The 25,761-nt window shown below is 70.5% G+C and carries 23 protein-coding genes; 9 read left to right on the top strand and 14 right to left on the bottom strand.

Going from position 1 to position 25,761, the window contains the following annotated elements; genetic code table 11:
- Positions 1-179 precede the first annotated feature (179 nt).
- Positions 180-977 carry a GntR family transcriptional regulator gene (locus AB0M59_RS28010; RefSeq protein WP_364620586.1) on the top strand — a complete coding sequence of 266 codons (798 nt, stop codon included), beginning with the start codon at positions 180-182 and terminating at the stop codon, positions 975-977.
- Positions 978-990: 13 nt separating this feature from the next.
- On the opposite strand, the gene AB0M59_RS28005 is transcribed toward AB0M59_RS28010, so the two are convergent.
- From AB0M59_RS28005 to AB0M59_RS27990, 4 genes are all read right to left on the bottom strand, one after another.
- The gene (locus AB0M59_RS28005; protein ID WP_364620583.1) at positions 991-2,370 is read right to left on the bottom strand and encodes an OFA family MFS transporter; all 1,380 of its coding nucleotides are present in this window, start codon (positions 2,368-2,370) and stop codon (positions 991-993) included.
- 102 nt (positions 2,371-2,472) lie between these two features.
- Complete coding sequence (locus tag AB0M59_RS28000; RefSeq protein WP_364620580.1) at positions 2,473-4,599, bottom strand: acetate--CoA ligase family protein; 2,127 nt, start codon at positions 4,597-4,599, stop codon at positions 2,473-2,475.
- The gene (gene frc / locus AB0M59_RS27995) at positions 4,600-5,829 is read right to left on the bottom strand and encodes a formyl-CoA transferase (protein ID WP_364620577.1); all 1,230 of its coding nucleotides are present in this window, start codon (positions 5,827-5,829) and stop codon (positions 4,600-4,602) included.
- 11 nt (positions 5,830-5,840) lie between these two features.
- On the bottom strand, positions 5,841-7,577 hold the full coding sequence (locus tag AB0M59_RS27990) for a thiamine pyrophosphate-binding protein (protein ID WP_364620574.1): 1,737 nt from the start codon (positions 7,575-7,577) through the stop codon (positions 5,841-5,843).
- A gap of 285 nt (positions 7,578-7,862) precedes the next feature.
- On the opposite strand from AB0M59_RS27990, the gene sucC reads away from it, so the two are divergent.
- The 4 genes from sucC to AB0M59_RS27970 are packed head-to-tail and all read left to right on the top strand — an operon-like array spanning position 7,863 to position 11,413.
- Complete coding sequence (gene sucC / locus AB0M59_RS27985) at positions 7,863-9,008, top strand: ADP-forming succinate--CoA ligase subunit beta (protein ID WP_364620571.1); 1,146 nt, start codon at positions 7,863-7,865, stop codon at positions 9,006-9,008.
- Between the two features lies 1 nt (position 9,009).
- Entirely contained in the window at positions 9,010-9,891 is an 882-nt protein-coding gene (gene sucD, locus AB0M59_RS27980; RefSeq protein WP_364620568.1) for a succinate--CoA ligase subunit alpha, read from the top strand.
- A complete protein-coding gene (locus tag AB0M59_RS27975; RefSeq protein WP_364620565.1) occupies positions 9,891-10,316 on the top strand; it encodes a carbonic anhydrase in 426 nt (141 codons plus the stop codon). Before sucD ends, AB0M59_RS27975 begins: the two co-directional genes overlap by 1 nt.
- The gene (locus AB0M59_RS27970; protein ID WP_364620562.1) at positions 10,316-11,413 is read left to right on the top strand and encodes a LysR family transcriptional regulator; all 1,098 of its coding nucleotides are present in this window, start codon (positions 10,316-10,318) and stop codon (positions 11,411-11,413) included. Before AB0M59_RS27975 ends, AB0M59_RS27970 begins: the two co-directional genes overlap by 1 nt.
- Here AB0M59_RS27970 and fdhD read toward each other — a convergent pair.
- From fdhD to AB0M59_RS27955, 3 genes are all read right to left on the bottom strand, one after another.
- On the bottom strand, positions 11,401-12,234 hold the full coding sequence (gene fdhD / locus AB0M59_RS27965) for a formate dehydrogenase accessory sulfurtransferase FdhD (RefSeq protein ID WP_364620559.1): 834 nt from the start codon (positions 12,232-12,234) through the stop codon (positions 11,401-11,403). The two genes, AB0M59_RS27970 and fdhD, sit on opposite strands and share 13 nt — an antisense overlap.
- A 1-nt stretch (position 12,235) precedes the next feature.
- Positions 12,236-13,549 carry an OFA family MFS transporter gene (locus tag AB0M59_RS27960; RefSeq protein WP_364620557.1) on the bottom strand — a complete coding sequence of 438 codons (1,314 nt, stop codon included), beginning with the start codon at positions 13,547-13,549 and terminating at the stop codon, positions 12,236-12,238.
- Between the two features lie 821 nt (positions 13,550-14,370).
- On the bottom strand, positions 14,371-14,781 hold the full coding sequence (locus AB0M59_RS27955) for an Lsr2 family protein (protein ID WP_364620555.1): 411 nt from the start codon (positions 14,779-14,781) through the stop codon (positions 14,371-14,373).
- Positions 14,782-14,999: 218 nt separating this feature from the next.
- Here AB0M59_RS27955 and AB0M59_RS27950 point away from each other — a divergent pair, with 218 nt between their 5' ends.
- Positions 15,000-15,899 (top strand): class I SAM-dependent methyltransferase, encoded by a 900-nt coding sequence (locus tag AB0M59_RS27950; protein WP_364620552.1) that lies wholly within the window; start codon positions 15,000-15,002, stop codon positions 15,897-15,899.
- Positions 15,900-15,913: 14 nt separating this feature from the next.
- Here the strand turns inward: AB0M59_RS27950 and dinB are convergent, their stop codons facing one another.
- Positions 15,914-17,104 carry a DNA polymerase IV gene (dinB, locus tag AB0M59_RS27945; protein ID WP_364620549.1) on the bottom strand — a complete coding sequence of 397 codons (1,191 nt, stop codon included), beginning with the start codon at positions 17,102-17,104 and terminating at the stop codon, positions 15,914-15,916.
- 155 nt (positions 17,105-17,259) lie between these two features.
- Here dinB and AB0M59_RS27940 point away from each other — a divergent pair, with 155 nt between their 5' ends.
- Positions 17,260-17,679, top strand: a complete 420-nt coding sequence (locus AB0M59_RS27940; protein ID WP_364620547.1) for a hypothetical protein — start codon at positions 17,260-17,262, stop codon at positions 17,677-17,679.
- A gap of 16 nt (positions 17,680-17,695) precedes the next feature.
- Positions 17,696-18,223 (top strand): 2'-5' RNA ligase family protein, encoded by a 528-nt coding sequence (locus AB0M59_RS27935; RefSeq protein WP_364620544.1) that lies wholly within the window; start codon positions 17,696-17,698, stop codon positions 18,221-18,223.
- A gap of 247 nt (positions 18,224-18,470) precedes the next feature.
- Here AB0M59_RS27935 and AB0M59_RS27930 read toward each other — a convergent pair whose 3' ends face one another.
- The 5 genes from AB0M59_RS27930 to AB0M59_RS27910 form a co-directional block, all read right to left on the bottom strand.
- Complete coding sequence (locus tag AB0M59_RS27930) at positions 18,471-19,559, bottom strand: hypothetical protein (protein ID WP_364620541.1); 1,089 nt, start codon at positions 19,557-19,559, stop codon at positions 18,471-18,473.
- 9 nt (positions 19,560-19,568) lie between these two features.
- Positions 19,569-20,159 (bottom strand): hypothetical protein, encoded by a 591-nt coding sequence (locus AB0M59_RS27925; protein WP_364620538.1) that lies wholly within the window; start codon positions 20,157-20,159, stop codon positions 19,569-19,571.
- Positions 20,160-20,178: 19 nt separating this feature from the next.
- Positions 20,179-20,610, bottom strand: a complete 432-nt coding sequence (locus tag AB0M59_RS27920; protein WP_364620536.1) for an XRE family transcriptional regulator — start codon at positions 20,608-20,610, stop codon at positions 20,179-20,181.
- A 216-nt stretch (positions 20,611-20,826) separates the two neighbouring features.
- Positions 20,827-21,882, bottom strand: coding sequence for a hypothetical protein (locus AB0M59_RS27915; protein ID WP_364620533.1), 1,056 nt, complete (start codon positions 21,880-21,882; stop codon positions 20,827-20,829).
- A 303-nt stretch (positions 21,883-22,185) separates the two neighbouring features.
- The gene (locus tag AB0M59_RS27910; RefSeq protein ID WP_364620626.1) at positions 22,186-23,025 is read right to left on the bottom strand and encodes a helix-turn-helix transcriptional regulator; all 840 of its coding nucleotides are present in this window, start codon (positions 23,023-23,025) and stop codon (positions 22,186-22,188) included.
- 73 nt (positions 23,026-23,098) lie between these two features.
- Between AB0M59_RS27910 and AB0M59_RS27905 the strand changes: the two genes are divergently transcribed.
- Entirely contained in the window at positions 23,099-23,446 is a 348-nt protein-coding gene (locus AB0M59_RS27905) for a VOC family protein (RefSeq protein WP_364620530.1), read from the top strand.
- A 1-nt stretch (position 23,447) separates the two neighbouring features.
- Here AB0M59_RS27905 and AB0M59_RS27900 read toward each other — a convergent pair whose 3' ends face one another.
- On the bottom strand, positions 23,448-25,580 hold the full coding sequence (locus tag AB0M59_RS27900; protein WP_364620527.1) for a discoidin domain-containing protein: 2,133 nt from the start codon (positions 25,578-25,580) through the stop codon (positions 23,448-23,450).
- Positions 25,581-25,761: the final 181 nt, after the last annotated feature.

Genomic DNA, 25,761 nt, shown 5'->3' with positions numbered 1-25,761 from the left:
CCTCCCACTTCGGTCCAGCACGTGATTGCATACAGTATCCTGGATCCGCTTGCGAGACCAGGTTTTCGTGGTCGAGGACTGCGTGAAACTCCCGACAGGGTGAGATTCTGGGATTTTGCATACTAAAACCTGTATCCTGATCGAAGATCTTCGCGTTCCTCTCCCTATCGAGGTGTCCCGTGAGCCAGCCCGCTTCCCCGCTCCAAGACCGCGGTCCCAGCGGCCGCCGCACGGCCAAGGGCTCGCTCAGCTCGACCGCCGCCAAGCGCGTCGAACGGCCCGCCCCGCTGCGCCAGGTCGTCTACGAGGCCCTCGCCGAGCTGATCATCAACCGCACGCTCGAGCCCGGGCAGCACCTGGTCGAGGCCGATCTGGCCGAGTACCTCGGCGTCAGCCGGCAGCCCGTCCGCGAAGCGCTGCAGCGACTGCAGAGCGAAGGCTGGGTCGACCTCCGGCCCGCGCAGGGCGCGTTCGTGCACCTGCCGACCGACGAGGAGGCCGACCAGCTGCTGAGCGTCCGCAGCGTGCTGGAGACGCACTCCGCGAAGCTCGCCGCCGGCAACGCGACCACCGACGACGTCGACCGGCTCTGGGAACTGCAGAAAGCCGGGCTCACGGCGCTCAAGGCCGAGGACACCGAAGGCCTCGTCGCCGCCAACGCCGCCCTGCACGCGTTTATCACCCAGCTCTCGGGGAACGCCGTGCTGGCGGAGCTGATCGGCTTGGTCGACCGCCGGGTCCGCTGGTACTACACGCCGATCGCCCGACCCCGCGGCCAGGATGCCTGGCACGAGCACGAAGAGCTGATCACCGCGATCGCCATGGAGGACGGGGAGCTGGCCGAGAAGATCATGGGCAAGCACACCGAACGGACCCGCCAGGCCTACCACGAACGTCCGGCTGTGTCTTCTGGGGCCGAGCCCCAGACCCCGCCGGGGGCAAGCCCCCGGGCCCCCGGCGAGGTCAAGCGCCGCTGAAACCCCCGGTGGGTCAGCCGCCCGCCGCGGCGGAGGGGCGCGCCACCAGCTCGGTTTCGGCGAGCTGGTGGCGTGTCCGGCCGGGCTGGCGCAGGAACAGCGTCAGCACCGCCGAAAGGAGCGCGATGCACCCGGCGAGGATGTACGCGCCGGTGTAGCCCCACGCGCTGATGACCCCCGCGGCGAGCCCGCCGCCGCCGACGCCACCGATCAGTTTCGCGCTGTAGACCAGGCCGTAGTTCGACGCGTTGTTGTTCTCGCCGAAGTAGTCCGGCACGAGCGCGGCGAACAACGGGTAGAAGGCGCCGCCGCCGAACCCGGTCAGGAACGCGAACACCATGAACAGGAACAGGTTGTGCGTGTTCCCGGCGTACATCACGCCGAACTGCGCACCACCGGCGATCACCAGGACGATGGTGAGCGTCTGCCGCCGGCCGATCCGGTCCGAGACCCAGCCGACCACGGCGCGGCCGGTGCCGTTGACGATCGACAGCACACCGGCCGACGACGCCGCGACGAACGCCCCGAAACCGCTTTCCTTGGCGAAGGGCACCTGGAAGTTGATGCCGAACAGCGAAACCCCGCCGATGATCACCAGGCACACCCACATCAGCGGGAGCATGCCGGTCCGGATCGCCTCCATCGGGGAGAACTGCTTCACCGCGGGCGGGTTCTTGGCCAGGCCGCCCGTCTTCGACCGCCGGCTGGCCGCCCAGTTCTTCGGGTCGACCTCCTTCGGCCACCAGCTCTTCGGCGGGTCCTTGAACAGGAACCCGCACACCCCGACGACGATCAGCATGTAGACGCCGATGACGTCGAGGATCACCGAATAGTTGCTCGGGGTCAGGAAGGCCGCGAAGATGTAGATGAACGGGACGGCGCCGTAGGCGAACCCGCCGTTGACGAAGCCCGTCCTCGCCCCGCGCTTCTCGGGGTACCACTTCCCGACCATGTTGATGCAGGTGGCGTAGACCAGCCCGGCGCCGGTGCCGCCGAGCACGGAGTACCCGATGAACGCCACCGCCAGGCTGCCGCTGTGCGAGATGGTGAAGTAGCCGATGCCGCTGCACACCGCGCCGGCCAGCATGGCCGTCTTCGCCGAAACGATGTTCTTCTCCCGCAACCGCCCGGCCGGGAACGCCACCCCGGCCTGGAAGACGGCCCAGATGCTGGCCAGCCAGAACGCGTCCGACAACGACCAGCCGTACTTCTCTTCCAGGGTGCCTTCGACCGCACCCCAGCCGTACTCGAAGACGCTGACCGCCATCATGGCTATCCAGGGCAGCCAGACCATCCAGCTCCGCGAGCGCCCCATGATGTCCTGCGGGCTCTCGCCTACTCGGTATACCCGTCCGTTCTCGTCAACGATCTCCTGATAGGTCGCTGCGGTCATAAGAGTTCTCTTTCGTCACCGTTGACTCATGTCCCTCTGATTCCGACGTGCGGTGGATCTTCGTCCTTTCCGTCTCGATGGGCCAGCCCCTGTGGAGGACGTTCAGAGCAGCCCCGCGGCTCGCGTCCAGCGGTACTTCGCGCCGAGCACCGCCACGGGCTTTTCGGTCGTGTACGGATACGCGACGACCCCGTGGTCGTAGAGGTAGGTGCTCGCCTCTTCGACCTCGACGTCGCCCGACAGCGACGCGACGACGGGCTTGTGGATCCCCTTCGCGCGGTACTCCTCGACCACCTCGGAGACGAGCTCCGCGAACACCATCGGCGGGGTGACGATGGTGTGCCAGTAGCCCAGGATCAGGGCGTGGATGCGGTCGTCCTCGAGGCCCAGCGCGATCGTGTTGCGGTAGGTCGAGGGTGGCTCGCCGCCGGTGATGTCGACCGGGTTGCCGGCCGCGCCGAAGGGCGGGATGAACTCGCGGAACGCCGTGTCGAGGTCCGGTGGGATCTCCATGAGGTCCAGCCCGTTGTCGACGCAGGCGTCCGAAAGCAGCACGCCCGAGCCGCCGGCACCGGTGATGATGACGACGTTCTCACCCTTCGGCGTGGGCAGCAGCGGGATGCCGCGGGCGTACTCGAGCATGTCGTTCAGCCCGGGCGCCCGGATCACGCCGCTCTGGCGGAGGATGTCGTCGTACACCTTGTCGTCGCCGGCGAGCGCGCCAGTGTGCGAGCTGGCCGCCTTGGCGCCCTGCGACGTCCGGCCGGCCTTGAGCACGACGACCGGCTTGCGCTTCGACACCCGCTTCGCCGTCTCCGCGAACGACCGGCCGTCCTTGAGGTCTTCGAGGTGCATGGCGATGAGCTCGGTGTTGTCGTCCTGCTCGAAGAAGGTGAGCAGGTCGTCTTCGTCGATGTCGGCCTTGTTCCCCACCCCGACGATCGAGGACACGCCCATCTTCGCCGAGCGGCTGAACCCGAGGATCGCCATCCCGATCCCGCCGCTCTGCGACGACAGCGCGACGCCGCCCTTGACGTCGTACGGCGTGCAGAAGGTCGCCGACAGGTTCTCCGGCGTGTAGTAGTAGCCGTAGATGTTGGGCCCGAGGATGCGCATGCCGTGCTTGCGCGCGATCGCGACGACCTCGTCCTGCAGCTCGATGTTGCCGGTCTCGCCGAAGCCGGACGGGATGAGGATCGCGCCGGCCGCGCCCTTTTTGCCGACTTCTTCGAGTGCCGCGGGGACGAATTTCGCCGGGATGGCGAACACCGCCACGTCGACGTCACCGGGTACGTCGGTGATGCTGGCGTAGGCCTTGCGGTCGAGGATCTCGGTGGCCTTGGGGTTGATCGGGTGGATCTCCCCCGCGTAACCGCCGTTGACCAGGTTCTTCATCACCGAGTTGCCGATCTTGCCGGCTTCGGCCGATGCGCCGATCACCGCGATCGACGCCGGCTTCATGATCCGGTTCATCGAGGCGAGGATCTCTTCCTGGGTGAACCGGAACGGCTCCTTTGCCGCGTCCGGGTCGACCAGGATCCGGACGTCGACGGCGGTGGCACCGGTCGCCGTCGCGAGGACCGGGTTGAGGTCCACTTCGGAAAGCTGGGGGAAGTCGGCCACCAGCTGTCCGAGCCCGGTGATCACCGCGGCGAGCGCGTCACGGTCGACCGGATCCGATCCACGGACGCCCCGGAGGATTTCCGCCGCTTGGATACCGTCGATCATCGACAATGCTTCTTCGGTGCTCGTCGGCGCGAGCCGGAAGGTGACGTCCTTGAGCACCTCCACGAGGACACCGCCGAGGCCGAACGCGACGATCTTGCCGAACGTCTGGTCGGTGACCGAGCCGATGATCACCTCCTGGCCCTCGGTGAGCATCTGCTGCACCTGGACGCCGAGGATCCGCGCGTCGGCGTTGTACGCCTTCGCGTTGTCGAGGATCTTCGTGAAGCCCGCCTTCACCGCTTCGGCGTCCTTGAGGCCGACCAGCACGCCGCCGGCCTCGGTCTTGTGCAGGATGTCCGGCGAGACGATCTTGAGCACCACCGGCAGCCCGATGTCCTGGGCGTGGGCCACGGCTTCGTCGTCCGTGGCGGCCAGCCGCTCGGCCGGGGTCGGGATACCGTACGCCTCGCAGACCGCACGCCCCTCGGGCGCGGTCAGCGAGGACCGCCCTTCGGCGGCCGCCTGGTCGAGGATCTTCTCGACCGCCGCGCGATCCGCCACTCAGATCACCCCCGCCGCACGGAACTTGTCCAGCTCGGTTTCGCTGTAGCCGAGTTCGGCCAGCACTTCGTCGGTGTGCTCGCTCAGCAGCGGCGACCGCTCGATGTCGACCGGCGAGTCGGACAGCTTGAGCGGGCAGCCGACGGTCTTGAAGCTGCCGCGCTCCGGGTGCGCCACCTCGACGACCGAGCCGAGTTCGGCCAGGGTCTCGTCCTCGATCAGCTCCTTCGTGGACAGGATCGGGCCGCACGGGATGTTGCAGGCGTTGAGCTTCTCCAGCACTTCCCACTTGGTGTGCTTCTCGGTCCACTCCTCCACGAGCGCGAACATCTTGTCCAGTTTGGACAGCCGGACCTCGGGGGTGGCCCACGCCGGGTCCTCGGCCAGCTCCTCCTTGCCGATCAGCCGGGCGAGCGGGGCCCAGCCGGGTGGCTGGACGATCACGTAGATGTAGTCGTTCGGGCCGCCGGGCGCGCACTTGACCGCCCAGCCGGGCTGGCCGCCGCCGGAGGCGTTGCCCGAGCGCGGGACCTCGTCGCCGAACTGGTCGTTCGGGTACTCGCCGAGCGGCCCATGCGTGAGCCGCTGCTGGTCGCGCAGCTTGACTCGGCACAGGTTGAGCACGGCGTCCTGCATGGCGACCTGGACGCGCTGGCCGCGGCCGGTGGAGGTCCGCTGGAACAGCGCGGCGAGGATGGCGGCCACCAGGTGGATGCCGGTGCCGGAGTCGCCGATCTGCGCGCCGGTCGCGGTCGGCGGCCCGTCCTCGAAGCCGGTGGTGCTCATCGCGCCGCCCATGGCCTGCGCGATGACCTCGTAGGCCTTGAAGTCGGCGTAGCGGCCGGGGCCGAACCCCTTGATGGAGGCGTAGATCAGCCGCGGGTTGAGCGCGGAAAGCTTGTCCCAGGGGTAGCCGAACCGGTCGACGACGCCCGGGCCGAAGTTCTCGACCAGGATGTCCACCCCGGACACGAGCTTCTCGAAGACCTCTTTGCCTTCGGCGCTTTTCATGTTGAGCGTGATGCTGCGCTTGTTGGAGTTCAGCATCGTGAAGTAGAGGCTGTCGACGCCGGGCAGGTCGCGCAGCTGGCCGCGGGTGATGTCGCCCCGGCCGGGGGTTTCGAGCTTGATCACGTCCGCGCCGAGCCAGGCCAGCAGCTGCGTCGACGACGGTCCGGACTGCACGTGCGTCATGTCGAGGACGCGCACGCCCTCCAGTGCCTTACCCATGGTGCCTCCGCTCACTTGTACATGGTCTGGTTCATGGTTCCGGGGGCGTACACGTCGGGATCGACCCAGACGTTGATCAGCGACGGCTTGCCGGACTCGCGGGCCCGCTGCAGCGCCGGCGCGATGTCCGCCGGGTCGCGGACCTCTTCGCCGTATCCGCCCAGCATCCGCGCGAACTCGTCGTACCGGACGTCGCCGAGGGTGTTGCCGACGCGTTCACGCGGGAGGCCGTACTTCGCGGCCTGGCCGTAGCGGATCTGGTTCATCGAAGAGTTGTTGCCGACGATCCCGACGAACGGCAGGTCGAACCGCACGAGCGTCTCGAAGTCCCAGCCGGTGAGGCTGAACGCGCCGTCGCCGAAGAGCGCGACGACCTCCTTGTCCGGGCGGGCGTGCTTGGCGGCCAGCACGAACGGGATCCCGACGCCGAGTGTCCCGAGTGGACCCGGGTCCATCCAGTGACCGGGCGACTTGGGCTGCACGACCTGACCGGAGAAGGTGACGATGTCGCCGCCGTCGCCGATGTAGATCGAGTCCTCGGTGAGGAACTCGTTGATCTCGTGGACCAGCCGGTACGGGTGGATCGGGCTCGCGTCGGAGTGCTGCAGCGGCAGCCGCTTCTGCTTCGCCTTCTCCTCCACGGCCTGGAGTTCCTCCAGCCAGACCTTGCGGCCGACGGCGCCGTTGTCGCCGCGCCCCGACGCGGCCTGCGCGACGGCGGCCAGGACCTGCCCGGCGTCGCCGACGATGCCGAGGTCGACGTCGCGGTTCTTGCCGACCGTGCGGTAGTCGAGGTCGATCTGCACGACGGTGGCGTCCTTCGACAGCCGCTTGCCGTAGCCCATCCGGAAGTCGAACGGGGTGCCGACGATGATGATCACGTCGGCGTTGTCGAAGGCGTAGCGGCGCGAAAGCTGGAAGTGGTGCGGATCGCCCGGCGGCAGGGTGCCGCGGCCGGCCCCGTTCATGTACGCCGGGATGTTGAGCGTGCGCACCAGGTCGACCGCCGGCTCGGTGGCGCGCGTGGTCCAGACCTGGCTGCCGAGCAGGATCGCCGGCTTCTTGGCGTGCACCAGCAGGTCGGCGAGCTTCTCGATGTCGGCCGGGTCGCCCGCGTTCTTCGTCGACGCGCGATAGCGGCCGGCCTCGGGGATCCTCGCGTTCTCGAGCGGTACGCGCGCGTCGAGGACGTCGCGCGGGATCTCCAGGAACGACGGGCCGGGCGCGCCGGCGTAGGCCTCGCGGAACGCCATCGAGACGAGGTCGGCGACGCGCGCGGTGTGCGGCACGGTGGCGGCGAACTTGGTGATCGGCGTCATCATGTCCACGTGCGGGAGGTCCTGCAGGGACCCCATCTTGTGCTGGGTCAGGGCGCCTTGGCCGCCGATGAGCAGCATCGGGCTCTCCGCGCGCAGGGCGTTCGCGACCCCGGTGACGGCGTCGGTGGTGCCGGGGCCGGCGGTGACCACCGCGCAGCCGGGCTTGCCGGTGATCCGCGCGTAGCCGTCGGCCGCGTGCGCCGCGACCTGCTCGTGGCGGACGTCGATGACCTGGATGCCTTCGTCGACGCAGCCGTCGTAGATGTCGATGATGTGGCCGCCGCACAGGGTGAAGATCGTGTCGACCCCTTCGGCCTTCAGCGCTTTCGCCACCAGGTGGCCGCCGGATATCCCGGCCGGCGCGGGCTCGGCGCCGTTCGTCGCTCGGGCACTCTCCCCCGCGGTGGTGCCGGTCGTTGTCAGCGCCATTGCTCAACTCCTCTGGTCCGCCGCCGGATCTCTCTTGTCCGGCGCTCCGTACTCGGTCCGCTCGTCGCCGCTGCCGGCGTCCGTCGAGGTCAGCGGCCTCTTCGCGGCGAACTGTAGATTGCATACCGTATGGGGTAGGCATATAGTCACTCCTCAAGCAGCCCGTGTCCAGGGCTATCCGCAGGGTTTTTCCCGGACCTCGATCCGGGCCCCGCGGACCGTCACCGCACGCCCGGACACGGCGGACCTCCTTGCCCAGCCCCGCCGCGGAAAGGACGCCCCCGCATGGACCTCTTCGAACACGAAGCCCGAGACCTCTTCGAGAAACACGGCGTACCCGTCCCCCGCGGCCGGGTCGCCGCCGATCCCGCCGCGGCCCGTTCTCTTGCCACCGACCTGGGTGGACCGGTGGTGGTGAAGGCGCAGGTGAAGACCGGCGGCCGCGGCAAGGCTGGCGGTGTCCGCGTCGTGCATACAGCCGACGACGCCGAGCAGGCCGCCGACGACATCCTCGGCATGGACATCAAGGGCCACACCGTGCACCGGGTCCTGGTGACCGAGGCCAGCGAGATCGCCGACGAGTACTACCTCTCCTTCCTCCTCGACCGCGCCGGGAGGACGTTCCTCGCCATGGCCTCGACCGAAGGCGGGATGGAGATCGAGGAAGTCGCGGCGTCCCGGCCGGACGCCCTGGTCCGGGTCCCCGTCGACCCCCTCTCCGGCGTCGACTCGGCCGCGGTGGCCGCCGCGTTCCCCGCCGACGTCCGCGGCGAGATCGCCGGCGTCGTCGAGAAGCTGTGGGACGTGTTCGTCGCCGAGGACTGCACGCTCGTCGAGGTCAACCCCCTGGCCAGTACGTCGACCGGGATGGTCGCGCTCGACGGCAAGATCACCCTGGACGACAACGCTTCGTTCCGGCGGTCCGCTTCTTACGACGACCCGCTGGACGGCGACCCCCTGGAACGGGAAGCGCATTCCCACGGCCTCAACTACGTCAAGCTCGACGGCGACATCGGCGTGATCGGCAACGGCGCCGGCCTGGTCATGTCCACTTTGGACGTCGTGGCGGCGGCCGCGGCGGAGGCGGGCGCGCGCGGACCGGCGAACTTCCTCGACATCGGCGGCGGCGCCTCGGCCGAGGTGATGGTCAACGGACTGACCGTGATCCTGGGCGATCCGCAGGTGCGCAGCGTGTTCGTCAACGTCTTCGGCGGGATCACCGCGTGCGACGCCGTGGCGACCGGGATCGTGCGGTCGCTGGAGATCCTGGGTTCTCGCGCCACCAAGCCCCTGGTGGTCCGGCTCGACGGGAACAACGTCACCGAAGGCAGGCGGATCCTCGCCGAGGCCGCCCACCCCCTGGTCACCGTGGTGGCCACCATGGACGACGCCGCCCGCGAGGCGGCGAAGCTCGCGATCGCGGAGGTCTGACGTGGCCATCTTCCTGGACGAGACCAGCCGGATCGTCGTCTCCGGCATCACCGGCTCCGAAGGCGCCAAGCACACCCGGCGGATGCTGGCCGCCGGCACCAACGTCGTCGGCGGCGTGAACCCGCGCAAGGCCGGGCAGCACGTGGAGGTTTCGGGCCGTTCCTTGCCGGTCTTCGGCAGCGTCGCGGAGTCGATGGCGTCGGTCGACGCCGACGTCTGCGTGCTGTTCGTGCCGCCGCCGTTCGTCGAGGACGCCGTCATCGAGGCAGTGGACGCGGGCATCGGTCTCGCGGTGGTGATCACCGAAGGCGTCCCGGTGCACGACACGGCCCGCTTGTGGTCGCACGCCGTCGCGGCCGGTGGGCGGACCCGGATCATCGGGCCGAACTGCCCCGGCATCATCTCCCCCGGCAAGTCCAACGCCGGGATCATCCCCGCTGACATCACCGGGCCGGGCCGGATCGGCCTGGTGTCGAAGTCGGGCACGCTGACCTACCAGCTCATGCACGAGCTGCGCGACATCGGGTTCTCCACGTGTGTCGGGATCGGCGGCGACCCGATCATCGGGACAACGCACATCGACGCCGTCGAAGCGTTCGAAAAGGACCCGGAAACCGACCTGATCGTGCTGATCGGCGAGATCGGCGGCGACGCCGAGGAACGGGCCGCGGAGTTCGTGCGGGCCACCGTGTCCAAGCCGGTCGTCGGGTACGTCGCCGGGTTCACCGCACCGGAGGGCAAGACGATGGGCCACGCGGGCGCGATCGTCTCCGGCTCGGCCGGAACCGCGTCGGCGAAGAAGGAAGCGCTGGAGGCGGCCGGGATCCGCGTCGGGCGGACGCCGAGCGAGACGGCGGCACTGGTCCGCGAGGTGCTGGGCTGATGTTGGCGAAGCCGCGGCTGAAGCTGGCGGTGCTCGCGTGCATGGACGCGCGGTTCAGCGTCCACCGGCTGCTCGGCCTCGGTGAGGGCGACGCGCACGTGATCCGCAATGCGGGCGGCGCGGTGACCGACGACGCGATCCGCTCGCTGACGGTGAGCCAGCACCTGCTGGGCACGCGCGAGATCGTGCTGATCCACCACCGCGACTGCGGGATGCGGACGTTCACGGACACGGAGTTCGCGCGGCGGCTGGAGTCGTCGACGGGCATGCGGCCGGGCTGGGCGGCGGAGACGTTCACGGACCCGGTCCAGGACGTCCGCCAGTGCATCGCGCGGCTGCGGGCGTCGCCGTTCCTGCCCCACACCGACGTCGTCCGCGGCTACGTCCTCGACGAGCGGACCGGCGTGCTCGACGAGGTGTCGTGATGGAGCTGCGTCAGCTGGCGGTGGTGGTGGCGGTCGCCGAGGAGGGCGGCTTCACGGCGGCCGCGCAACGGCTCCGGACGGTCCAGTCGACAGTATCCACGGTGGTCCGGGCGTTGGAGCGCGACTTGGGGACGCCACTGTTCCACCGCACGACGCATCGGGTGGTCCTGACGCCCGCCGGCGAGGCATTCATGCCCGCCGCGCGGGCGGCCCTGGAGGCGGCGGCCCGCGCCCGGGCGGCGGTGTCACCGGTGTGCGGCCGGGTCCGGCTCGGGGTGTGCCCGGGGTTGCTGTCGGATTGGCACCGGGTATTGGCGGCGCTGCGGCAGGTGCACCCGGGGTTGGCGGTGGAGGTCCGGCAGGTTCGGGCCGGCGAGGCGGACCGGCTTCTGGCCGAGTCCACTGTGGACGTGGTGCTGGCGGTGGCCGGGAGCGGTGGTTCTGCGGCGGGTACTTTGGTTACCTCGGGTGCCAGCCGCGATTTGGCGGGTCTCAACGGTTTCGCGGCCGGATCAGCCACCCAGGACCTCGCGCCGGAGGTCTCCGCGACCGGTCCGACCGGCCAACCCACAACCGCCCCTGCGCACCGTCCTTCCGAGACCGATGTGGCCCCCGCGCAGGGCTCCTCCGCGGCCGGCTTGGCTGCCCCCGCACCCGGCGATCCCCCAACCGACCCGGCCGGCCCCGTCCACCACCCCACCCCCGCTGTCTCCGCACTTCTCGCTTCCCAGCTGGTCACCACTCTGCTCCCAAGCGAAGAACTCGTCCTCGCCACCGCACCCGGCGGCTCGCGGTCCGCGCCCGCCGATCTCTCCGAACTGTCCCTCGTGGACTTTCCCCGCGGCTGGGCCATCCGCGAAGCCGTCGACCGGGCCTTTCCCTGCCGGCGGCTCTCGCTGGAGGTCGATGATCTCGCCGTCGCCGCCGGGCTCGTGCGGGCCGGGCTGGCCGCCTGCGTCCTCCCCGCGTCGGCCGCCTCGCGGTTTCCCGATCTCACCGTCCGGCGGTTCGACCGGCCGCCGCCGTGGCAGCTCGGCGCCGTGCACCGGGGAGATCCCTCCCCCGCCGTCGCCGCTCTGCTCGCTCAGTTCGGCTGAAGTCCCAGCCGGTCGGGTCGCGTGTAGACGTTCATCGACGTGCCGCGCAGGAAACCGACCAGCGTCAGTCCCAGTTCCCCGGCCAGGTCCACCGCCAGCGATGACGGCGCGGAAACCGCCGCCAGCAACGGGATTCCGGCCATCGCCGCCTTCTGCACCAGCTCGAACGACGCCCGCCCACTCACCATCAGCGCCGTCCCGGACAGGGGCAGCCGGCCGTCGCGGGTCGCCCAGCCGACCACCTTGTCCACCGCGTTGTGCCGGCCGACGTCCTCGCGCAGGCACAGCAGCTTCCCGTCGGCGTCGAAGAGCCCCGCCGCGTGCAGCCCGCCCGTGCGGTCGAAGACCCGTTGCGCCGCACGGAGTTCGTCGGGCATCCGGGCGAGCGTCCCCGGGTCGGTGCCGAACGGGTCGTCCTCGATCGGCCACGTCACCGTCGTCCGGACGGCGTCCAGGCTCGCCTTTCCGCACAGCCCGCACGAGGACGTCGTGTAGAAGTTCCGCTCCACCGACGCGTCCGGCGGCGCGACGCCCGCCGCGAGCACGACGTCGAGCACGTTGTACGTGTTGCCGCCGTCGGCCGTGGCCCCGGCGCAGTAGCGGATCGAATGGAGGTCCGCGGCCGCCCGCACCACACCTTCGCCGACCAGGAACCCGGCGGCGAGGTCGAAGTCGTCGCCCGGGGTCCGCATCGTGATCGACAGCGCTTTCCCCGCCACCCGGATTTCCAGGGGTTCCTCGACGGTCAGCGTGTCCGGGCGCGCGGTCTGCACGCCGTCGCGGACGCGCAGCACCCGGCGACGGCTGGTCATCCGCCCCACGTCACGCCGCCGGCAACAGCGACTTGGGCCGGCCCGGCTGGGTCAGCCGCCCGGACAGCACCGCGCCCGCCAGGCTCAGCACCCCGGCCGCGGCGAACGCGCCGAGGAACCCGTGCGAAGTCACGACGAGCGCCGCGATCCCGATCCCGACCACCGCGCCGACGGCCTTGGCGGAATACAGTATTCCGAAGTTCTGGGCCGCCGATTCCTCGCCGAAGTACTCGCGCACCAGGCCGACCAGCAGCGTGTAGCAGCAGCCGTTCCCGAGGCCGGCGAGTGCGACGCCCAGCAGCAGGCCGACGGCGTGCCGGTGCTCGCCCGAGTAGAAGAGGACGAACTGGGCGACGCCGCCCGCGAGCAGCGCGAACCGCAGGATCCGGTGCCGGCCGAGCCGGTCGGCGAGCCGGCCGATGAGCACCCGGCCGCTGCCGGTCGCCGCGGCTAGCAGCGCCAACGCGGCCGAGGCGAGCCCGGGCCCGCTGCGCTCGGCGACGAAGGTCGCCAGGTAGGCGAGGTCGAACAGCAGCACGGCGGCCGCGAGCACGACGACGAGGTACAGCGCGAGAGTCGTCCCGCACCGGAACAGCTCCGCCGGCCGGTAGTGCCGGACGGCCGGCCGCCGGTTGTGCGTCCGGTCGAGCGCCCAGGCGCGCGGCTCGGGCGTCGCGGGCCACCAGTGCCGCGGCGGGTACCGCAGCAGTGCGCTGCACCCGGCGATCACGACGAGCACGACGCCCGCGGTGACGTCCAGGAGCACCGGCCGCGCGACCGGCAGAGCGGCAGCGAGCACGACGAAGGGCACGCTGCCGTAGGCGAACGCGCCGCTCACGACGCCAGCGCTGGACGCGGTCCGATCGGGGAACCACGCGAGCACCGCGCCGACGCAGGTCGCGTAGACCAAGCCGGTGCCGAGCCCGCCGAGCACGGAGTAGCCGAGGAAGACGGCGGGCAGGCTGGTCGCGTGGCCGAGCGTCACCAGCCCGGCGGCGCACAGCACCGCGCCCAGCGCCATCGCGACGGGCGCCGGAAGCACGCCGCGTTCGCGCAGCCACGCCGCCGGGAAAGCCATCCCGGCCTGGCAGATCGCCCACAAGGCGAACGAGAGCACGATCTCGCCGAAGGTCCAGCCGTGCGCCCGGCTCAGCGCGGGGACGATCGCGCCGAAGCCGTACTGCTGCACCCCGGCGGCCAGCATCGCCGCGGCGGCCAGCCAGGTGATCCACGCCCGCGGCCGGCCGAGCAGCTCCCGGTCGGACTCGCCGACGCGGTACCGCCGTCCATAGACGTCTCGGAGCTCGCGGACCTCGGCCATCATGACCGCCTCCCTCAGAATCCTCGACTGAAGATTGTATGCAGTATGGAGTAGTCTGAGTGTGCGCCTGTCCTGGTCGATTGTCTACCGGGATGTCCGATCGGACGGAAAGCGCTTCGCGAGCTAGGGGTCGTACCCGGAAAGGGCTTGCCACCGAAGGGGCGACATGAAGGCGGCCCGGTGGCCATCGAGGGAGGAGGCGGCCACCGGGCCGTGCTCCGGCGCGGTACCGGCCGCGTGGAGCACTGACAGTCTGGCCATCGGAGCCACCCTCCGACAAGCTTTACCGGCCGGGAAATGTCCGCCGGCCGCGCCTTTTTCGCGCCGCGGGAGATCCACACACGACGGAGGCAAGCGGCTCACCCCACGGCGAGCCGATCAGGACAGTCGCCGGCGAGCCGGACCGGGCGATCACCGCAGGCTCATCAAGACACGACACCGCGGGCGTGAACGAACGGGAACCCGGACCTACCAAGCGAAAAGTCCACGCGGGCGGGGTCGCCGGCAAATCCGGTCCACAAGCGAAAACACCACGAGCGGCGGCCGGACGAGAAACACGGCCCACCCAGTGGACGCGGCACGGTGAGAAACAAACAAACGCGACCCGGGGGCGCGACGGCCGCCTACGGCGACCGGCGACCGGCGACCGGCGACCGGCGACCGGCCGAGCGAGCCGGAAACCGGCCCCGCTCGCCGTCGTGCGTGTCGCGCGCCGGGATCTCCCTTGACCCCAGGCGCACGAAACACCGCCACCGGACATCGCCGCCGTCGTGATCACACAGCTCGGGCGCGCGAGGTTGCTTGTCCGGCAACCGGTTCCGGCGTCAGGCCTTTTTGCGCGCCGCGCGCCTGCGCGCCGGCTTGGCTTCGACCGGCTCGGCGGGCGCGGCCTGGTCGGCCTCGAAGCCCGCGATGATCTCGCTCGACAGGCGGCCGCGCTCCGCGACTTCGTAGCCGTTGGCCTGCGCCCATTCGCGGATCTGGCGGTTGCGCTCGCGGTCGGTGCCCGAGCTCGACGAGCCCGACAGCGACTGGCCGGTCGCGAGGCGCACCTTGCGGCCGCCGGTCCGCCGCGCGACGGCGACGAAGCGGGCGAGCTCGTCCCGAAGCGCGGACGCGTTGCCTTCGGACAGGTCGATCTCGTACGTCACCCCGTCGAGGCTGAAGGGGACGGTCTGCGAAGCCTCGCTCCCGTCGAGGTCGTCCACCATCTCGACGTGCACCCGTTGCGCCATGGTTCGTCGTTCCTCATCTTCTCCAGAACACGGTCGGACTGACCCTAACCTGTCGAATCCCGTCCGGCACGCGCGACACCCGTCAAGCGTCCACAATGGTCGCCCGGGCGACCGCGGTCGCCCTGTCCAGGGTGACCGCAATCGAGTCGAAATGGGTGCCGTCTTGTAAACTATTTGTTTTCGTGATATAGTCGAAATCGAATCGGTACCGTGTCCCTATGACCACCGCCGACTTTCCGGGTATTGCACCCCGCGTCAGCCGCACCGCGTTCACCGCGGCGGCCGCGCGGGCGGCACATTTGCTCGTCGATGCCGAGCCGATCGTCTTCTCCGACACCCTCGCCGCTGCCCTCCTCGGCGAGCACGCCGAGGAACTCCTGGCCTATCACCACCTCCACGGTACGCATCCCGTCCTGGCCGGCGCCCGCGCCCAAGCGGTGTGCCGCAGCCGGTTCGCCGAAGACCGTCTCCTCCGCGCCAATTCCGGTATAGACCAGTATGTGATTCTGGGCGCCGGACTCGATTCGTTCGCGTATCGGGACGCGTCCGCGCGATTCCGGGTGTTCGAGGTCGACCGGCCGTCGACCCAGGCCGCCAAACGAGAACTGCTCGAAGGCGCCGGCGTCGCCGTGCCCGCTTCCGTCACCTTCGTCCCGGTCGACTTCGAAGCCGACCCGCTCCGGGAACGGCTCGTCCAGAGTGGACTCGACCCGTTTCGTCCCGTGTTCGTCAGCTGGCTCGGTGTCACCATGTACCTGACGCGGAAGGCGATTCTCGCCACGTTGACGGATCTCGGCCGTTTCGCGCCCGGATCGGAAATCGTCACCGATCACCTGCTTCCTCCGGAACTGCGGGACGCGGCCGGAAACGGCTACGCCGAAGCCGTCGCGCCGGTCGCCGCGGAACAGGGTGAGCCGTGGCGCACCTTCCTCTCCCCCACGGCCATGGCCGGCCTGCTGCGCGAAGCCGGTTTCGAAGTCGTCGAACAGGCGGGACAGCGCAAGAGCGTCGGCGCGCGGCTGTGGAACCGCACCGACGCGCTACGGCCCGCCGCGCTTTCCGCGCTGGCGCACGCCCGTATTCCGGATCGGCCCGGAATGGCCGGCGACGAAAGCTGAAGCCTTTCCGGCCGTCAATCCGGCAGCAGGGGCACTTCGAGGTCGTCCGGGCGGCCGAGCAGGACCGCCCGGGTGACCGCCGCCCTGCCGAAGCGGTCCCGCACCGCGTCCAGCGCCGTGTCGAGCTGGGTCGCCCGCTGCCGCTCGAACGGCAGCGCCAGCTGGAACGGGTCTTCGTCGGCCAGGTTGGACAGCGCCGCGCCCAGCAGGGTGATCCCGCGGTCGGCGATCATCGGCAGCGCGGCCACGAGCAGTTCCCGGGCCGCGGCGAGCAGGGCGCCCGTGCCCGCCGTCGGTTCGTTCAGCGTGTGCGAGCGCGTGACCCGTGTGAAATCGGCGAAGCGCAGGCGGATCGTCACCGTCCGGCAGACGCGGCGAGCGGCACGCAGCCGGCGGGCGATCCGGTCGATCAGGGCCACCAGCACCACGTCGAGCTCGGCCGGGGTCCGCCGGCCGCGTCCGAGGGCCCGCTGGGCGCCGATCGACCGCCGCCGACGGCCGACCTCGACGCGGCGCGGGTCCCGGTTGTGCGCCAGGGCGTGCAGGTGCCCGCCGGCCGCCCGGCCGAGCATGCTCACCAGGTCCACCGGCTCGGACGCGGCCAGCTGACCCACCGTCGTGATCCCCCGCGCGCGCAGCTTCTCGGCGGTGACCTTGCCGACGCCCCAGAGCGCGCCGACCGGCAGCGGGTGCAGGAACTCCAGCTCCGCGTCGTGCGGGACGACCAGCAGTCCGTCCGGCTTCGCCACGCGGCTGGCCACCTTCGCGAGGAACTTCGTCCGCGCCACCCCTACCGTGATCGGCAGCCCGGCGCGCTCGGCGACGGCGGCGCGCAGCCGTTCGGCGATGTGGCTGGGCCGTCCGCCGATCCTCGTCAACCCCCCGACGTCGAGGAAGGCTTCGTCGATCGAGAGGCCTTCCACCCACGGAGTGGTGTCGTGGAAGACCTCGAAGACCACCTTGCTCGCGGCCGAATACGCCGACATCCGCGGCGGTACGACGACCGCGTGCGGGCACAGCCGCCGGGCCTGCGCGCCGCCCATCGCCGTGCGCACGCCATAGGCCTTGGCCTCGTAACTCGCGGCCAGGACGACCCCGCCGCCGACGATCACGGGGCGTCCTTTCAGCGCCGGATCGTCGCGCTGCTCCACCGACGCGTAGAACGAGTCGAGGTCGGCGTGCAGGATGGGCCCCTCGTCGGTCATAGAACATATGTTCGCATACGCGGGCGCCGAAGTCCGCCCATCCGCCCGCCGCGGAACCCCTGCCGCTGGTCGAAACTGAGCGTTTTCCCGGTTGTCCACCGTCTGTTGCCACGGTCACACTCGACGGAGCGAACCACCCGACCACTGGGGGCGACATGTCCGAGAAGTGCCGATGCGGCGACCACCACGCGTGGGCCAGCCCGAACCCGCAGGACCGGCCCGCCGCGGCGCGGCTGCCCCTGCTGGCTTCGACGCTGGCCGGCGAGGACCACGCCGAGGACGACGGCCGGCTCGACCCGACCGACCGCGTCACCTGCCGCACGCACCGCCGCTGGCTGCACGACTGCGTTTCGTCCCCGGTGCACACGAACCCGGCGATCGGCTACCGCTGGTGCCGCCGGTGCGACCACCAGGCGCTGGTCGCGGTGGACGAGCTGACCGGCGAGGTGGCGATCCACTGCGGGCTCTGCGGCCGCAGCCCCCGCAGCCGCGCGAACCTGGAACTCGTGGAGCTGTGCCGGCGCAGCCTCGCTTTGGCCCGCGAGGGACGGTTCCCGGAGAGCGCCGCCGCCTGACTGCGATGATGCGGGGGTGCCCGAACCCGGAACCACCGCGCTGGTGATCCTGCTGGCCGCCGCCGAACCCGCGCTGGCCGCGGCCCGGCGGGTCGACCCTGCTCTGGTCCGCCCCGGGCTGGCTGCGCACGTGACTGCGTTGTACCCGTTTTTGCCGGACACCTTGCTGACCGCCTCGGTGTTGGCCGCGGTTCGGTCGCTCGCTTCGGGTGTTTCGCCGACCGAGGTGCGGCTCGGCGAGTTCTTGGCCGCGCCCGGTTTTGCGGCGCTTCCGGCTCCGTCGCTTCAGCCGATCACCGATGCGGTGTGCGCTCGCTGGCCGGAGGTTGCGCCCTACGGTGGACGGTTCGGGCCCCGGCCGCCGGCGCACGTCACCGTCGCCATGGGTGGCGACGAGGAAACCCTTTCGCGGGTGGGTGCCGAAGTGCGACCCCTGTTGCCGCTGACCGCTCACGCAACCGCGTTGCAGCTCGTGGCACTCACCGAACGCGGCTGGGAGCCTCGGCTGGAAGCACCATTCGCCGGTGAATCGCCCCTGCAGTGACTTCAGTCGCGTACTGAGTGCACCTATGCAGTGACTACGATCGCGGAATCAGTCCATATGCATAGTGACTTCACTTCTGTAGTCATTACATGTTTGAAGCGCATGCGTCTCTGGCGTGAGTCCGCCTTCGCGGTCAGTGCAGCCGCGGAGTGAGTGCACTGATGTAGTCGATACACCTTTGCAGTCGGTGCGTCTTTGAAGTCAGTAGATGTCCGGGGTAGTTGCGGCGACGCCCGCAGCCACGAAGTCACCGGACCGGGCTGGCGACCTCGTCCGCTGCCTCACCGTCCACCTTCCGGTACGCACGCGCGATCGCCCGCAGCCGCACGACGTCCGCGGCGAACGGCTCCGCCTGTGCGACCGGCGGCGGCTCCTCCTCCCCCGGCTCGTCCGGGAGGTCCCGCACCAGCCGAGCCGCCGCAGGTGCCGCCAGCTCCGGCGTCACCCCGGCCAGAATCAGCCCGTCGTTCGTCTCGCTCATCGCCGTCAGCAACCGTTCGCGGCGGGACGGCCCGCCCGGGTCGATGCGGACGATCTCCGGGAACCGCCGAGTCAGGTGCTCGCGCAGGGGCCGAAGCAGGCGGAGCGTCTTCGCGTCGCGGCGCCCGGCGGCCAGCCCCGGGATCGACGGGATCGTCAGCCCCACCACGATCAGCAGCACCGAGACCGCCGGGAAACCGACGTCGAGCGTGCACGGCAGCGTCGAGAACGGACCGCGGCACAGCGCCTTCGCCGGGTGGTCGTCCTGCAGCGCCCGGATCGTCGCGACGATCTTCCCCCCGAGGTAGGCGACCGCGAACGCCGACGCCAGCAGCAACAGCGCGAGTCCCGCGCGCAACGCGCCGCCGCTCGCGCGGACCGTCACGGCCGCCACCACGCCGATGTCCAGCACCGCGAACCCGAGGTAGACCGTGTAGACGAAGACGTAGACGACCAACGTCGGGTGCGTGCCGTACAGCGCGTCGAACACGCCGACGCCGCGCGGCAGGTCCCGCGTACTGAAGAACATGACGGTCAACAGGACCAGCGCCACGCCCAGCGCGACGAGCCGCGTGCGCCGGCCGCGGTCGCGCGTGCCGCTGATCTCCGCGACCGTCAGCCCGATCCCGTAGGCCGCGACCATCGTCGCGAGGTTCGACAGCAGCCGGCCGAGGCTCGGGTAGATCTCGCTCTCGAAGACTTGTGCACGGTTGGAGAGGAAGCAGAACGCCGCCCCGAGCGCGATGAGCGAGACGGCCAGGCCCGCACCCGCGCCGGTGCGCCGCGCGCGGACCGCCCGCCAGATCCCGATGGCCGATGCGAAGAGCCCGACCCCGACGAACAGAATGTCGATCACGAGACGCGACTATCCCAGGAGAGCCGCCAGCCGCCTAGCCTGATCCGCCGCCCGGCCGGACGCGCCCGGCTGAACGGCGGGCGGCTCGCTCGTCGCCGCGCTCATCAGCAGCACGGCGATCAGCTCGGCCTCGTACTCGTCGGTGCTGGACGTCACGCGGGTCAGCAGGTGCGACAACGCCTGGGGCGCCAGGTCCGGGGCGAGCTGCGCGGCGTCGGACTCCGACATCTGGCAGCTCCCGGTGTGCGCGCACAGCATGTGGGCGAGCTCGTGGGCGATGATGTGGTCCTGGTGCAGCGCCGACGTGTGCTCGACGTAGGCGATCAGGTCGTAGTCCGGGCGGGCCTGCCACGCGCCGGACGGCCGACCGGGCCGGTATTCGACTGGTACGAGGTCGATCTCGCGGCCGCGCCAGGCCTCGAGGCCGTCGACCCAGGCGTTCATCGACCACGGGCGGGGCATCGGGACGGCGGCGAGCACGGTCCGCACCCGCTGCCGGGCGCCGGCTCGGAGGTCCGTCAGGCCGCGCTCGTCGATGGGTCCTCCCCGGTCACCGGGCGCCAGCCGGGTGCACCGGGGCGCCAGCACGGACGAGGTCATCGTAGCCGACCGCCCGCCGTCACTCCGGCTTCCGCCGCCGGCCGCGGCTCCGGGTTTCGTCGTAGCCGGCCAGCTGGTCGAGCAACGCCGTCACCGTTTCGCGGTCTCGCGGGGAAAGCTGCATGGCTCGCTGCGCCAGGTTCCGCGCTTCGGTGTCGCGCCACGCGACGACGTCCTCGACCTGGCGATCGACCTGCCCGGCGACCTCGTCGTCGAAGAAGTACGTCACCGGCACGCCGAAGAACTGGGCGAGGGCCTGGATGTGCGAGCGCTTGGGATCCTTGCGCGCGCCGACGGCGAGCTGCTGGACGTGGGTCGCCGACATCGTCACGCCGGTCTGTTCGGCGACGCCGTGGGCGATCTCCCGGTAGGAGTACGGCTTGCGGTCCGGCGGGTGCACGGTCGCGATCAAGTGCGCCAGTCGTTCGGCGAAACTGCGTTCATCGCTCACCACACACCGCCTTCAGTCAGGGAAACAGGACAACCGTCAGCGTAGCTGTTCCGAAAACTTGACACATCCTGTCCCGGAAAGACTACGATACTCCCGTTCGGTGTTTCGAAAACAGGACATCGAACCCCGGGGTGGCGCAGCGGCCGCGGGGCGAAGTCACGTGGCCGCTGGGGGTGGCCACGCGCCCAGCCCGCGTTCCCGCCGCGCCGCCCCACCTCAGCGCACTCCCAGCGCCGCGGCCAGCTTCGTGAGGTCGTCGCGCAGGCCCGGCGCCGCGTCGTCGGTGACGCAGCCGGTGGAGAACTCGATGTAGAGGTCGTCGTCCTCGGGGATGTCGACCTCGAAGTCGACGTCGTCCGGGCCGAGCCGCTCGAGGTACTGGTCCGAGTCCATCCCCGCCGCCTGGCGAAGCCGCGCTTCGACGGCGCCGGCCTGTTCTGTCCGGCCTTCGAGCTTCAGATGCAGGTCGGCGGCGCCGGGGTCCGGGCCGAGGATGAGGTCGTTCGTGCGGTCGCACGGCCACTCGGTGAAGTCGCGGGCGATACCCGGCAGCGGTGCGAAGCCGGACAGGCCCGTGGTCAGCTCGGTGATCGCGGCCGACGTCGGCCCGGGCGGGAAGGGGCCGCGGTCGAGGGACTGGTCGAGCAGCTGCAGCCCGAACCAGCCGCCGAAGAACAGCCAGAGCCCGAGCCCGAAGGCGAGGAACCCGCCGCCGACGCCCAGCCGGGGCGAGTGGTCCCGCGCGTAGGTGCCGGAGTCGACGCCGTAACGGACCTCGAGGTCGGACCGTTTGTCGTGAAGTGCGGCGAGGAAAGCCTCGGCGGCCCGGTAGTCGCGCCAGCGCGTGCGCACCCGCTGGCCGCGATCGGTGCCCAGCTCGACGACCTCGCGGTCGAAGTCGCCGGCCGGCCGGAGCGCGACGATCAGCCCGCCCAGCAGCGAGGTCGGCAGCCAGAAGGCGAGCCAGAACGGCTTGGCCGACACGGCGCCGCGCCGGACTTCGGTGATCGCGGCGTACGGGATTTTCGTCTGATCCAGGGCGATGTCCTCGGGACCGAAGCGCGCGACGGGCGGCCAGGCGCGGCCGAGCAGCCACCCGACGACGCCGACGAGCACGTCGAACGCCACCCCGATCCAGAAGAAGGGCCGCTCCGGCGCGACGGTGATGCCGTAGACGTGCCACGCGGCGAAGCCGAGCGCGACGGCGATCAGGAGCCAGGTCCACCGGCGGGCGCGCGAGAGCGGGACCACGCGTGTCGGGGTGTCCACCATGGGTGGGAGCGTAGGGCGTTTGGTGACGGGTCTGGTCCGGCAAAAGTACCGTCCTGGCAAGGGATTCGGCCGCCTGACTGATCCGCGCGGGGCGGTTGATGCGTGGCCGAGGGGCGTCGCGTGATTGGCGAGGCATCTCACGTGATCACGCGGGCATCTCGCGTGATCAGCGGGGCATCACGCGTGACTGAGCGGGCATCGCGCGTAGCTGCGCGGGCATCGCGCCGGGCTGTGTGGGCGGTGCGCAGGCTCGGGTGGGCACCTCACGTGATCACGCGGGCATCTCGCGTGATTGGCTGGGCATCACGCTCGTCGAGGACTTTCCCTCCGCTCTCCTGCCAGCAACCCGCGTAGTACCGCGGGTGTTGAGCCTGTGTGCTCGCGGACTGTGCGGGTCAGGTGGGCCTGGTCCGCGAAACCCAGCTCCGCCGCCAACGTCGCCAATTGGTGCTCCCCCGCCTCCAGGCGGTCGAGCGCCCGGCCCACCCGGACCCGGTTGCGGTACCGCGTCAGCGAAACCCCCAGCTCGCGCGGAAAAGCCCGGCTCAGCCGGTACGGCGAAACCCCCAGCCGATCCGCCAGTGGAAAGAGCCCGGCCGCACCCGGGTCGTCCGCGACGATCGCCTCGCGGGCGCGCGACACCAACGCGCGATCGCCGGACACGGGAGCCGGCGTGGAGGCCGCCTGGGTAATCGCAGCGCCCACCAGCGCCAGCAGCTCCTCCGCCAACGCGTAGTCCGGGTCGGCGACCGACGCGACCGCTCGGCGGTGGGCCAGGTCGAGCCGGCCGTCGACGTACACCGTCGGGCGGACCGGCCGGGCGGCCGCGAGCTGATGCCAGCGCGCTTCGCCGAACGTCACCGATGTGCACACGTCCCCGCCCGCCGGGTGCGCGAAGCTCTCCTCCTCCCCCGGAGTGGCCACATAGGCCAACGAGGGGTCGGCGTCCGCGACCGTCCCGCGGGCACGGCGGCGGAACCGGCCGCGGCGGACGAGCACCATCCGGTGGCCGGCCGCCACCTCGGGTGGCGACCAGCCGGGGTGGTCGTCCGCGCACCGCACCACGCTCACCGCATACCCCGGGCGGGCGGCGACTTCGACTGTTTCGAGCACGAGCCGCACGCTACGCCGGGGGTCCGACAGTTTCCGCAAGGATCTTCAAGACCGCGACCCGGCACCACGGGCAGGGTGACGACCGAACGAAAGGAGTCGGGAAATGCCCGCGGAACTCACCACGATCGTCCTCGACTGCGCCGACCCGGCCGCGCTCGCCGCCTTCTACGCCAAGGCACTCGGACTGGAGGTGACCTATCAGGACGACGACACCGTCCAGCTCGGCGGCCCGGTCGGGCTCGGCTTCCAGCGCGTCGCCGGCTACCGGGGCCCGTCCTGGCCGGACGACGCCAAGCACGCCCACCTCGACCTCCGCGTCGGCGACCTCGAAAGCGCTGTCACGGAGTTCGAGGCGCTCGGCGCCACCAAGCCGGACTTCCAGCCCGGTGGCGCCGACTGGGTCGTGCTCGCCGACCCCGAAGGTCACCTCTTCTGCCTGATCCCAGGCTGATTCACCGGCGGTAGACGCCGAACTCGTACAGCGAATAGCCGTACGCGCTGCCGCGCTGGGTGGCGGACATCCGCACGTACCGGGCGGTGGCCGAGACGGCGAGATCATCAGCACCGCCGTCGCCCGATGTCGTCGTGTACACCGTCCGCCAGTTCGCCGCGTCGTCGCTGACCTGGATCTCGTAGGCCTTCCCGAAGGCCGCCTCCCAGATCAGCTGGACGTGGTCGAACGCCTGCCGGCTGCCGAGATCCACCTGCAGCCACTGCGGATCGGCCCACGCGCTCGCCCAGCGCGTGGCGGAGTCGCCGTCCGTCGCGGCCTGCGGCGGGTAGGGCGCGCCGGGCCCGTCGGCCTGGTAGGTCGACGCCGTGGTCGCCGCGCCGCGGGCCAGGTTCGTGCCCGGCACCGGCGGGGCGACCACGCGCAGCGAACGCGTCTCGATGCCGACGTTGCCGTGGCCGTCCCGGGCGTAGAGGTAGATCTTCCAGACGCCCAGCTGCTGCGGCGCGGTGACGGTGAACGTCCCGTTCCCGGTGAACTGCGCCGGGATCAGCCCGGCCGCGTTGTTGATGTACTTGCTGTTGTAGCCCATGGTGTAGGTGATCGGGTCACCGTCCGGATCGGACACTGCGGCCGTCAGGGTGAACGTGGCGCCCGCCGGGACGTCGGTGCTGCGGCTGAGGTTCATCGACGAGATCACCGGCGGCGTGTTGCCGCCCGTCTGTCCACTGTAGATCCTGCGGACGGCGTACCAGGAAAGCCGCTTCTCGTTGCCGGTGGTGATGTTGAACCAGACGCCGCCGAAGTCGCCCTCGGTGCCGTAGTGGAAGAGCGTCGCGCCCAGCGCCACACCGGGGTGGGCCAGGACGCAGTTCCACGCGTTGACGTAGCCGTCGCGCTTCTGCTGGTCGGTCGGCTCGGCCGGGACGCCGTTCGCGTCGTTCGGCACTTCCCACTCGCCGGCCGGGCCGGTCTCGGTGATGATGTACGGCTTCGTGTAGCCGCCGTTGATCCAGTCCTGCTTGACCTGACAGACCTGGGCGTAGGAGTTGACGGAGTAGAGGTCGAGGTTCGGCGCGTACGCCTTGTAGTACGGCCACGCGCCGGTCCAGGCGTCGGTGGAGGTCACCGGGTGGTTCGCGTCGAGGGCGTGGATCGCCTGCGCGGCCTGGTCGACGAAGCGCGTGTAAGCGATCCGGTTCTGCTCCAGCTGCGTCCCGGAGTAGCAGTTCTGCATGCCGAGGATCGACTCGTTGCCCACGTTCCACATCAGCACGCCGGGGTTTGCTTTGTATGCGGTAACCCACTTCTGGATCTCGGCGAGCATCGTGTTCTTGTACGCGGTATCCGTGGTGTAGTCGACACACCCGCCGCTGCCCGGGCCGCCGCCGGGTTGCAGCCAGAATCCGCTGACGACCTTGATCCCGTTGGCCGCGGCGGCGTCGAGCAGGGGCTGGGTCGTGCCGTCGGTGCCCCAGGTGCGGACGGTGTTGACGCCGATCGCGTGCAACTCGGGCATCCGCGTGGCCGCTTCGCCGACCGGCGGTCCCCAGGTCAGGCCCTTGACTGTCCACGGTATCCCGTCGACCGTCAGCTGCCAGTTCCCCTGGGTGCCGGTCACCCGCGTGACGCCGGGGCCGTCCTGGGTCGGGGTGCCCGGGGTGCCGCTGACCTGGAACTCCCAGAGTGAGTAGCCGTAGCCGCCGACGCGGTGAGTCCCGTAGAAGCGGACATAACGGCCGTGCCCGGTGACGGCGAGATTCTGGATACCGCCGACCGCGGTCGTCGTACTGTATACAGTCTGCCAGGACGCGGCATTGTCCGAGACTTGGATTTCGTATGCGGTCGCGTAAGCGGCTTCCCAGTTCAGGGTGACCTGGCTGATGTCCGCGGGCGCGCCGAGGTCGACCTGCAGCCATTGCGGGTCGCTCCAGGCGCTCGCCCAGCGGGTGCCCGCGTCGCCGTCGACGGCTGCCGACGCCGCGGTTCCCGCGCCTTCGCTGCTCGACGCCGTCGCGGGTCTTCCTTGGGAAAGCAGCGTGGCGGCGTGCGCCGGGGACGGGCCGGCGAGCAGCCCCAGCACCAGCAGGGCCACCAGCGCCGGGACGGCACGGAGGAACGACGGTCGGTCCACGATGACTCCCGTACGACAGGGGACGGAGATTGGAGAGCGCTCTCCAGCGCGTCCGATGGTTCGGCACCGCGCCCCGCCTTGTCAAGATTCCGGGCGGGAATCGGACAATGGCTGTCTCGCGGCGGATCCCGGTGGTTCTTGACACGGCGGCGGCCCGGTGCGCATGCTGTGGGAGAGCGCT

It is taken from the genome of Amycolatopsis sp. NPDC051371, from assembly GCF_040682155.1.
In the GTDB taxonomy this organism is placed as follows: Bacteria; Actinomycetota; Actinomycetes; order Mycobacteriales; family Pseudonocardiaceae; genus Amycolatopsis.
The sequence above is the reverse complement of the archived record's forward strand: the minus strand, read 5'-3'. Positions and strand labels throughout refer to the sequence as shown.